General features: G+C 38.9%; 10 protein-coding genes. 6 read left to right on the top strand and 4 right to left on the bottom strand.

The features are described from left to right. Positions 1-262: 262 nt before the first annotated feature. Genes I6F53_RS16770 through I6F53_RS16760 form a run of 3 tightly spaced genes read right to left on the bottom strand, consistent with a single transcriptional unit; the run spans position 263 to position 4,950 of the window. Positions 263-3,298 carry a TonB-dependent receptor plug domain-containing protein gene (locus I6F53_RS16770; protein ID WP_197240403.1) on the bottom strand — a complete coding sequence of 1,012 codons (3,036 nt, stop codon included), beginning with the start codon at positions 3,296-3,298 and terminating at the stop codon, positions 263-265. Positions 3,299-3,307: 9 nt separating this feature from the next. Then, a complete protein-coding gene (locus I6F53_RS16765; RefSeq protein ID WP_166420789.1) occupies positions 3,308-4,387 on the bottom strand; it encodes a FecR family protein in 1,080 nt (359 codons plus the stop codon). After that, positions 4,384-4,950: an RNA polymerase sigma factor gene (locus I6F53_RS16760; RefSeq protein ID WP_166420788.1), complete on the bottom strand. Its 567-nt coding sequence runs from the start codon at positions 4,948-4,950 to the stop codon at positions 4,384-4,386. Before I6F53_RS16760 ends, I6F53_RS16765 begins: the two co-directional genes overlap by 4 nt. A gap of 105 nt (positions 4,951-5,055) precedes the next feature. Here I6F53_RS16760 and I6F53_RS16755 point away from each other — a divergent pair, with 105 nt between their 5' ends. Beyond that, on the top strand, positions 5,056-5,571 hold the full coding sequence (locus I6F53_RS16755; protein WP_166420787.1) for a DUF2937 family protein: 516 nt from the start codon (positions 5,056-5,058) through the stop codon (positions 5,569-5,571). On the opposite strand, the gene I6F53_RS16750 is transcribed toward I6F53_RS16755, so the two are convergent. Beyond that, the gene (locus I6F53_RS16750) at positions 5,551-6,438 is read right to left on the bottom strand and encodes a LysR family transcriptional regulator (protein ID WP_165739734.1); all 888 of its coding nucleotides are present in this window, start codon (positions 6,436-6,438) and stop codon (positions 5,551-5,553) included. The two genes, I6F53_RS16755 and I6F53_RS16750, sit on opposite strands and share 21 nt — an antisense overlap. Before the next feature lie 122 nt (positions 6,439-6,560). Here I6F53_RS16750 and I6F53_RS16745 point away from each other — a divergent pair, with 122 nt between their 5' ends. The 5 genes from I6F53_RS16745 to I6F53_RS16725 all read left to right on the top strand — a co-directional run bounded on the left by I6F53_RS16745 (position 6,561) and on the right by I6F53_RS16725 (position 10,810). Then, a complete protein-coding gene (locus I6F53_RS16745) occupies positions 6,561-7,211 on the top strand; it encodes a peroxiredoxin-like family protein (RefSeq protein ID WP_166420786.1) in 651 nt (216 codons plus the stop codon). Then, positions 7,211-7,978: a haloacid dehalogenase type II gene (locus tag I6F53_RS16740; RefSeq protein ID WP_165739737.1), complete on the top strand. Its 768-nt coding sequence runs from the start codon at positions 7,211-7,213 to the stop codon at positions 7,976-7,978. Before I6F53_RS16745 ends, I6F53_RS16740 begins: the two co-directional genes overlap by 1 nt. Positions 7,979-8,198: 220 nt before the next feature. After that, positions 8,199-8,807 (top strand): PilZ domain-containing protein, encoded by a 609-nt coding sequence (locus I6F53_RS16735; protein ID WP_165739739.1) that lies wholly within the window; start codon positions 8,199-8,201, stop codon positions 8,805-8,807. Between the two features lie 57 nt (positions 8,808-8,864). Beyond that, the gene (locus tag I6F53_RS16730; protein ID WP_197240401.1) at positions 8,865-9,920 is read left to right on the top strand and encodes an agmatine deiminase family protein; all 1,056 of its coding nucleotides are present in this window, start codon (positions 8,865-8,867) and stop codon (positions 9,918-9,920) included. After that, positions 9,917-10,810 carry a carbon-nitrogen hydrolase gene (locus tag I6F53_RS16725; protein WP_166420785.1) on the top strand — a complete coding sequence of 298 codons (894 nt, stop codon included), beginning with the start codon at positions 9,917-9,919 and terminating at the stop codon, positions 10,808-10,810. Before I6F53_RS16730 ends, I6F53_RS16725 begins: the two co-directional genes overlap by 4 nt.

The raw sequence follows: 10,810 nt of genomic DNA, 5'->3' as shown, positions 1-10,810 counted from the left end.
AAAAGATGATAAGGGTATTGTGAAGCAACCAAAAGATCGGTCAACCGATCAAAAATACCTTAACTGATCGGTGTTAAGCCTAGCGCTGGGTTTTTTATTGCCTCTAATACACCGCCTCGCTTCACGTCGTATTTAAAGTATATTGTTTAAAAAATTCATTTTGAAGAGCTTGACGATCACTCAATAAAAACAGCCCAAGATAAAATCAAAAAAAGGGCCTTACGGCCCTTTAAAATTAAATAACGAAAGGGAGTGTTATTAATTAAAAACGGTATTCTGCACCTACGTAGTAGTAAGCACCGTTAAAACCAAATGGAGCCGAGCGACGTGAGTAGTCAAACACACCTGAACTACTTATTACTGTGTTGCCACTAGCATCTACAATAGTACCTGAGCGAGAGTTACCTATTTCGTTTTTATCTGGATAAACGTCAAACAAGTTGTTTGCACCAATGTTTACCGACAAATCTTCAGTAACGAAGTAGTTAACTTTAACGTCAGTTAAAATCTCTGCGCCATACGTTTGACGACCACCATCTTCTACTGTGTACTCACCAAAACGATTAAGTGAAAGGTTAACTGTCCAATCGTCACGTTGATAAAGCGCACTTAAGTTAATACGATCCTCTGGTTGCCATTCTTCAATAATAGAGATGTCTTCAGCTGAAAATATATCGTCTACATTTACTGTCTCAAGGCTTGAGCCAGCAGGCGAAAATAACGATACAACATCTGTTTTAGTAAAGTTAGCTGCAAGTGTAAAATCAAGTGTTCCGCCTAAACCTTCAGTGTTCCACGTTGCTACAAAATCAACACCACGAGTTTCTGTGTCTGCACCATTTAAGAAAAACTGACCTACGCCTGCCCCTGCACTGTTTAATGCAGCATCAAGGCTTGTAGATAAACCTTTACCTAAGCGGTCACTAATTACAATACGGTCGTCAATATCAATTGAGTAGTAATCAACGGTTACATTAATATTATCTGTAACGTTATACACAATACCTAAACTACGGTTTTGTGATTTTTCTTCTTTAAGTTTTGGAATACCTAAGCTTTGCGCAAGTGTTGAATCGTTTCTAAATGTCCCAACCTCTTCTGCCACTAAGTTACCATTAGCACCAACAACAAATTGCGTACTTACATTGTTGAAGTAAAGCTGCTGCATTGAAGGCGCTCTAAAACCTGAGCTTAATGCACCGCGTAATGAAATATCGTCGGTTACAGACCAGTTACCAGCAAGTTTAAAGTTTACTGTGTCGCCAAAGCCTTTGTAGTTATCGTAGCGAAGTGCACCCGATAAAATCACATCTTCAATTACATAAGCTTCTGCATCTATGTAAAATGAAATTACATCACGCGATTCATCAACTGATGACGCAGGAGACGATCCACCAAAACCTTGCGAACCACCAGATGCGTCTTCAGAGCCAACACCGCCACTTAAACCGTTGTAAATACTTACACCGTTAGTTGTATCGTAATCGCGGTATGCGTACTCATTGCCTTCTAAAATGCGGTATTCGTCAGTACGTATTTCAGCACCCATTGCTAAAGAATAATCATCAAAGTTTTGCGTAAAATCAATATTGATTGTTTGCAGTGATAATCCCATGCCGTAAGCGTATGCTTCACGTGGGATAGTTGTACGAATATCAGCAGCACTTAAACCTTGGTCATAACGTAAAAAGTTAGCGTATGAGGCATTGATAGTGTCACTTGTCGTGTAATCAATGCTGTTTTCACCGTAGGTATATGATAAATCAAGGCTTGCATCGTTATCAAACTCAGTTTTATAACCAAAGTTGTACGAGATATCGTCGATAGTTGTATTAATTTTTGGTAAGAAGCCTAGCGGAATAGTCGCATCGTTATCTTGCAGTACAGGGTTACCACCAGCATTTGCATTATGACGGAAAAATGCAGCCGACTCGTTTTCGCGTGTTGAGTAAGTAATAAAGCCGTAAAGCTCGCCATCACCTAACTCGTAACCGGTATTAATTGTTAAACCAAACTGCTGAGAATCAGCATCACCAATTCTAAATGTATCTCTATCAGCTGTTAATTCACGCGGATCGCCAGCAAGTAAAGTACCGTCACTTAGTTCTGTACAACCATAAAACTGACAAGAGCCATGTAAACCTGCACGGTTAGTCGGTGCACGGTCACGGTAATTGATAGTTGTATTTAAATAACCGTCATCACCTAGCGCAAAGCCTTTATTAAAATCAAGGTTAATGGTTTCGCCATCGCCTTCAGAATATTGACCGTAGTTAATAGCCGCTTTGCCACCTTCGCTACCATCTTTAAGCACAATATTAATAACACCTGCAATTGCATCAGAACCATACTGAGCAGCAGCGCCATCACGTAATACTTCAATGCGTTTAATTGCAGAGGCTGGAATTGCATTCATGTCAGTACCTGCGGTACCACGCCCAACAGAGCCATTAATATGAATAATACTTGCTTGGTGACGACGTTTGCCGTTAATTAACACCAATGTTTGATCGGGACCTAAACCGCGAAGTGTCGCAGGTCTTAAAGCATCAGTACCGTCACTAATTGCAGAGCTTGAAAAGTTAAATGAAGGGGCGATAGACTGTAGCATACGACCAACTTCTGTTTGGCCTGTATTTTCAAGCGCTTCTGCACTTAAGATATCGACTGGAACGGGTAAATCTTCAACTGAACGTCCTGCTACACGGCTACCGACAATAGCAATTTTTTCAATTTTTTCTTGAGCGACTTCTTCTGCTGCGTTTACACCTTGCGAATTTACTGCAAGTAAAGCTGGTAATACTGCTGCACTGACCGCTGAAAGCTTCATCATGTTGTTATCATTCCTGTTGATTTGTTTGAGTTTTATACTCAGTAAACCATTTTGATCAACAACCGCATCGAGCTCAGTCCCACCTAATAATGCCTCTAGGGCATCTAGCTGAGTGTAAAATCCATAAACTGAATTTGCGTCATACTGCTTTGCCAACTCATAAGAAAACACCACGGTTTGCTCTGTTTGTTTAGCATATTCAATTAAGGCTTTGTCTGCTCGCTGCGCTTTTATATCAAATTGCACCATTTGCCCAGTGGTTTGAGTTGCGGCTTGTACACTCAAGCTAAAAATAGCCGGTGCAAGTACACTCAATCCACTCAATAAATGCGTTTGGTTACTGCGCAACTTATATAAACAGCTGACAAACAAAAATCCTCTATAGTTTTGTTTCTTTTTTTTAATATTTTTTTTACGTTTAATCTTTATAGGTGCAACTTTAGCTAGCATTAGTTTGATTTTCATAACGTCTACTTATGATTCTGTATGGTGTTTTAGCGTTACTACATGCTCACCTAAACGCTCATGATCAATAGAAAAATTAGTCTGTAAACTCTCTAGTAAACCTTCAACGTCACCTGCTTTAAATACCCCAGCTACTTTAATACTGGCGAGCTCGTCTGATGAAAGCTCAAAACGTGTAGCGGTATAACGGCTTACTTCATTTAACGCATCACTTAGCTCTTCTCCATTAAAAATAAGCATGCCATTTTGCCATGCCAAATCGCGTTGTACGTCGTTCATTGAAAGCTGGGTAATTGGTTTTGTAACGCTTTGCTCTATAATTACTTTTTCGCCTGAGGTAACAATATTGGCATTAATTTGACGAATTTTTTGCGTGCTGTTATCTGCAAGTTGATAATCTTTAAAGTCATTTGCATCAACCGCAACACTAGGGTCGGTGATCATCACTTTGCCTTCGGTAACAACAAGCTCTAAATCTGACGAAGTATTGCGCTGTACATTAAAAACAGTACCCAGAGCGGTAAAACTTTTATCTCCCGCCATAACACTAAACGGGCGCGTAGCATCTTTTGCTACATTAAAACGCCCTTCTCCACGGCTTAGCAGCAATTGCCTACGACCTTTACTATAAGCAACTTCTAGTAAGCTATTAGTATTAAGCTGCACTATGGTGCCGTCTGGCAATACATAGGTTGCTTGCTCACCTACTTTTGTTTTGTAAATTTTAGTGTAATTAACTTTTGCAAGCTCTTGGTTATAGCCATTTTCTAAATTAATTAATAAGTAGCTGCATACCATTAGTGCTGCAAATAAACTCGCTGCAATTGAGTAAGAAAACATCCACTTATTTTTTGATGATTTAGTATTGCCACGCTGAGGGAATAAATGACTTAATTCATTTAATACCGAAAGTTCATCCCACAACTGGGCAAGCTCATAAATAGAGTCCTGATGAGCGGTGCTTTGCATCATCCATAATTTAAATTGCTCTTTTTCATCATCAGTTAAACCACGATCAATCGCGCTTATCCAATCACATGACTTTTCTAAAATTAAATCTTTTGAATTAAATTGATGAACATTACTCATTCTGCGACCCTCTTAACGGATATAGGGTGTGCTTGAGCTTTAGGGTGCGTTTGAGAGCCTTGCTCATGTTCACGCATGTACAACATGGTTTGTAACAATCCTTTGGCAATGTGTTTTTCAACAGTGCTTTGGCTTAACTGCATTTGGTCTGCTATCTCTTTTTGGCTCATGCCGTACACTTTTTTTAATATAAAGCATTTACGAATCGATGAACTTAGTTGCTCAGTAGCTCTACAAAAAAGTAAAAAGCGCTCTTTAGATGTATATTCATCTTCGAGCTTCATTGATTTGAGGAGTACGGGTAATTCGTTATCGTTTTCTAACGAATCATTAAATTTATTGTCCCACTTAGCTATATGGTTAAGTGCTAGGTGTTTTGCTGTTTTAAGCATATAACTGCGGGTAAACTGGATGTCTTGCTTTAAATCAGCTTCATAGCTTTTTACAAAGGTTTCTTGCACAATATCTTCTACATCTTCGGGTTGAACAATGCGCGATACAAAGCGTTTGAGCTGCTTAGAAATATCAACAAATGTTGACGTGAACTTTACTTTTTTCGTCATCCTTAACATCCACCTGTTGTTATTATTACCGATAGGTTACGAGTTTTTGATATAAAAACAAGCTCAAATGTTAATTTTGGGTTATTTAAATGGATAGGAAGATCAATGAGTAAAATTTTAGATTATATCCGCCTTAGTTTCTTTGCATTTGGTTTACTACTTGGGGTGCAAATCCCTGCATTTGTGAGCGATTTTGGCCAGGCCTTATCAGCCCAATTAATTGAAGCTAATAATGCAATTGCACCATTTAAAAACGATGCTGCTAAGTATTTTAATAATGATTTAGACAAGCTAATAAAACACTATAAAAATATTGATGATAAGATTGTGAATAAGGGGGCAAGTAATATAAGTACTCTTTACAATCGACAACAAGACTTACAGGTCGCTGTGAATCGGTTTGCTCAATCTCCGTATATATTTACTCTAATCAGTGGCATGAAGGATATAAAGCAACAAGTATGGCAACGCTTTGAAGGTCAAATTATTTTAAAAAAAGACTCTATTATAGCCGCAATTGTTGCAGCTATTTTTATTGCCGTACTAGCAGAACTTACTGGTTATTTATTTTTAACTGGAGCAAAGCGCTCATTTAAACGCTTATTCGCAGCTCAAAAATAACGATTTCATAAAGTCATAAAAAACATCGGTTTTGCGGGTAGTTAAACTATTTTGCGGACGTAAAAACCACACTGGCGCATCATCTTGTGCCATTACACCGGGCATAACTTCAACTAAAACTCCATTTTTAAGATCTTCATTAATCGCTATTTTAGATTTAATAGCTATACCATGGCCTGCAATAGCAGCTTGGGTCATATTATCGGAGTTTGAGATAGTAAAACGGGTTTTAGCATTAAAAGTATGGATTTTTTTATGTTCGTCAAAAAGCTTTAACTGTCGTTGCCACGGTAAACATACCCAATAATGCTCGCTCAATTGCGTTAAATTTTCAGGCATGCCGTATTTTTCTATGTAACTAGGAGCTGCACAAAGTATGCGGCTATTGTTTACTATTTTACGAGAAAGCAGTCCTGAGTCATTTAATTGCCCTACTCTAATAGCAACGTCCTGTGCATCATCAACCACATTTACAAAATGATCCGTTATTAAAAAATCAAGCTTTAGCTCTGGATAAGCGTGCTCCAGCTCATTAAGTCTAGGCATTACATATTTTGAAAAAATCCAAGGCGGCATGGTTACGCGCAATAAACCACTTACTGATGAGCTTCGTGCACCAATACTATGCTCAGCATCGTGAAGTGCTTCAATTATAGCACCCACTCGTGCGTAAAATATTTCTCCGGCGGGAGATAACCGTACTCGTCTGCTGTCTCTAAAAACAAGTACTGTTGCAAGCTCACGTTCTAATTTACTTAAGCGATGGCTTACCGTTGCAGGCGATAAACGCTGCTCGCGCGCAGCAGCAAGCACCCCTTTATTTTCAACTACGGCTATAAATGTTTCTAAGTCGCTTAAATTATACATAAAGATGCCATTGTGCACTTTTCAATGTTTAACATTTTCGAATGAAGCTTTCAGTTTTGCAATGTTTATTTAAATATGTAAAACACTATAATTGCAGATAGTCTAATTATTGAGGTTCAATCATGAGTTTAAAAGCGCAAATAGATGCCTACAACGTACAAAAAGATGCCAAATTACCGACTGACGTTTTGGCATTAATGAACACTACAAACGAAGAACTTATTGCACAGCATATTAAAGATAATGCGTTGCAAATTGGTCAAAAAGTAGAAAACTTCAGCTTAGCCAATCATCAAGGCGAAAACATTGAGCTTGCAGATTTATTAAAAAAAGGCCCGGTAATTATTAGCTTTTATCGTGGTGGCTGGTGCCCATATTGTAATTTAGAGCTAAAAGCACTGAACGATTACTTACCGCAATTTAAAACTCAAAGTGCTCAATTAGTAGCAATATCACCGCAGTTACCTGATGAAACACTCTCAACGGCACAAAAAAACGACCTTGAATTTGATGTGCTTTCAGATGTGAGCAATAAAGTAGCTGAGCAATTTGGTTTATTGTTTACACTTGATGAGCGTATTCAAGCGTTATACACACAATTTGGTATTGATTTTGAACACTACTACGGCGATAAAAGCTTTAAATTACCGCTACCTGCTACTTACGTAATAAATCAAGATGGTGTTATTACATACGCATTCTTAAGTGAAGACTACACCCTACGCGCAGAACCTATTGATGTTATGGCAGCACTTGAATCGGAGAAAAATTAATGTCTATTTTAAAATCGTTAAAAACACTGACTCTTTCATTACTTGTGGGCACAAGCCTTGTATCTGGTTATGCAGTAGCTGATGAAGCAAAAGAACAAACAAAGCCTAAAGTGCTTATTTTTGATGTAAACGAAACCCTACTTGATTTAACGTCAATGCGTACCTCTATTGGTAAAGCACTAGGCGGACGTGAAGATTTATTACCGCTGTGGTTTTCAACTATGTTGCACCATTCACTAGTAGATACTGTAAGCGGTAGTTATCACGACTTCGGACAAATCGGCGTGGCATCACTTCTTATGGTTGCGCAAAACAATAATATTGATATTACTAGTGAACAAGCCAAAACAGCGATTGTTACACCACTTCTAACTTTACCACCACATTCTGATGTTAAAGAAGGACTGGCAAAACTTAGAGCGCAAGGCTATAAATTAGTAAGCCTTACAAATTCCTCAAACAAGGGTGTAAAGGCACAATTTGAAAGCGCTGGTTTAATGTCTTACTTTGATGCGCGTTACAGCATTGAAGATATTAAAATTTACAAACCTGATTTACGTGCTTATGAGTGGGTACTTAAAAAGTTAAACGTAGCACCAAATGAAGCAATGATGGTTGCAGCCCATGGCTGGGATGTTGCTGGCGCAAAAGAAGCAGGCTTACAAACTACGTTTATAGCTCGCCCTGGTAAAGCACTTTACCCATTAGCTAAAAAGCCAGATCACGTGGTGAAAGATTTACATGAATTAGCCGCTCTACTTAAATAAGTATGTGCTGATGAATCAATACCCAAGCGGCCAATGTTAGGATGACATTGGCCGCTTTTTTATAACTAACCCTAAATATGTCTTAGTGTATTTATTTTCATAATCTGTATGTTAAAAATTGAATGTAAACAAAGCATTTAGCCCGCTATGCGTTATTTTATCTGCTAGCAATTTAGTACTCACAACGCTACTATTAAATAAATACGTGGTGGAGAACATAATGAATAGTGAAAGATTAGGTGAGTTTGAGCAGTACTTTCAAATTAATGAAAGTATAAGAGTAAATTTATTCGCCGTATCGAACGGACAAATTCCTAAATCGCAGCTTGAGCTTGAAGACGATATCCCCCCACTATTTAGATTAGCTAATGAAGTGAGTGAGCTTGAGCAAAGCTCGTTACGCCCACTGCGTAACTTAGGCGATATAGCACAAGAGCTAGCTACATTTTTACAAGCGCAGTCACGTAAAATAGATTTAATAATGAGCCATATTTTGGCCTCAGAACAAGCGCAAGATAATGCAATCCAATGTGATAGTTACGGCGGCGGTGGTATTCGCTTTACTTCTCCTGAAGTACACTCAATTGGCCAATCATTCAGAACTAAGCTATTTTTGCACCACGAAGCCTCTGCGGTTTATTGTTACACCGAAGTTGTGGCAGTAGAAAAACAAGATAGCGAACATTATCAATACACCCTGCTTTTCACCGCTATTAGAACCACTGACCAAGAACTAATTGTTAGAGCGAGTTTACATGCTCAAACCCGCCAACTTAAAAAACGTCAAGAATTAGAACTAGCCCAAGATGATTCAAACAACGATAATTAGCTGACATCTTTTTGTAAAATGCTAAACTAGTGTCATCTTAATTAGTATATAAAATTCATGAACTTTAGACTTTTACCAGAATGGGCCAAGCAAGACGCTGTTATGCTTACGTGGCCTCATAAAGACACCGATTGGGCTGATAATTTAGCACGTGTAGAACCTGTGTATGTTGAGCTTGCTAAATATATAACAACGCAGCAACAGCTTGTTATTGTGGCACATAACAGTGCCTTAAAAATGCATATTACAGCATTGCTAAATAGCGCTAATATCTCTCTTAATCGTGTTCATTTTGTAGTAACGCCTACTAACGATACGTGGGCGCGCGATCATGGTCCGCTTACTTGCGCCGCCATTGATACGCCAGAGCAATTAAAAATCTATGATTTTACTTTTAATGGTTGGGGCAATAAGTTTGAAAGTGCATTAGACAATCAAATTAATCGTACATTGGTGAAAGAGCTAAGTAGCAAAAAAAATCAATATCAAGCGCTCGATATGGTGCTTGAAGGTGGCGGTATTGAAATAAACGAGCATGGTGTGTTGCTAACAACCAGCGAATGTTTACTAAATAAAAATCGTAACCCAGATTTAAACCCAGCTGACATAGAAGTACTTTTAAAAGAGCACTTAGGTGCGACGAGCTTTTTATGGGTTGATCATGGCTTTTTAGCCGGTGATGACACCGACAGCCACATTGATACCTTAGTACGCTTTGCTCCAAATAATACCCTTGTATATGTAAAGTGCAACGATAAAACTGATGAGCACTACAGCGCACTTGATGCAATGGAAAAACAACTAAAAGCCTTTAAAACTGCCGATAACACCCCATATAACTTAATTGAGTTACCGTGGCCAAAAGCCGCTTATGACGATGAGCAAACACGCTTACCGACTACCTACGCTAACTACCTAATTATTAATAATGCTGTGCTTGTTCCAACGTATAATGATGCCAATGATGAACATGCGCTTGCACAAGTTCAAAAAGCATACCCACAACACACTATTATTGGCATTAATTGCCAACCCATTATTGAACAATTTGGCAGCCTGCACTGTATTACAATGCAATTACCTCGTGGATTTTTAGCTGGAGCAGCACTATGACAAGCCCTGCAAAGTTAACCGTTGCGTTAGTGCAACAAAGCAACAACGATAGTGCTGAACAAAATATGGCAAAATCAATCAATGCCATTCGTGAAGCCGCTCAAAAAGGTGCAAAACTAGTTGTACTTCAAGAGTTACACCGAAGCCTCTATTTTTGCCAAACCGAAAATGTTGACGTATTTGATTTAGCCGAAACAATTCCGGGCCCTAGCAGTAATACCTTAGGTGAGCTTGCTAAAGAGCTAAGCATTGTAATCGTCGCGTCTTTATTTGAAAAACGCGCTACGGGCCTTTATCACAATACTGCGGTTGTATTAGAGCAAGACGGTAGCATTGCCGGTAAATATCGCAAAATGCATATTCCTGATGATCCTGGCTTTTACGAAAAATTTTACTTTACCCCTGGTGATATCGGGTTTGAGCCGATTCAAACCTCGGTAGGTAAATTAGGCGTGCTAGTATGTTGGGATCAATGGTTTCCTGAAGCGGCGCGTTTAATGGCAATGGCAGGCGCTGAGGTATTAATTTATCCTACTGCTATTGGTTGGGATATAAATGACGACATTGCTGAGCAAACTCGTCAAAAAGATGCCTGGGTTATTTCCCAGCGTGCTCACGCTGTTGCCAATGGTGTGCCGGTAATTAGTTGTAATCGCGTAGGCCATGAAAGTGACCCAAGCGGACAAAGTGACGGCATTGCGTTTTGGGGTAATTCGTTCATTGCAGGCCCACAAGGTGAGTTACTAGCCGAGGCTAATAATACTGATGAGCAAATTTTAGTGGTAGAAATTGATCAAAAACGCTCAGAAAACGTAAGACGTATTTGGCCGTTCTTACGTGATCGACGAATTGATCACTATAAAGACCTAACAAAAATATACCGAGACTAA

Origin of the sequence: Pseudoalteromonas sp. SWN29, from assembly GCF_015864465.1 — a bacterium.
In the GTDB taxonomy this organism is placed as follows: domain Bacteria; phylum Pseudomonadota; class Gammaproteobacteria; order Enterobacterales; family Alteromonadaceae; genus Pseudoalteromonas.
Note: the sequence above shows the minus strand (reverse complement) of the source record. Positions and strands in the feature narration are given on the sequence as shown.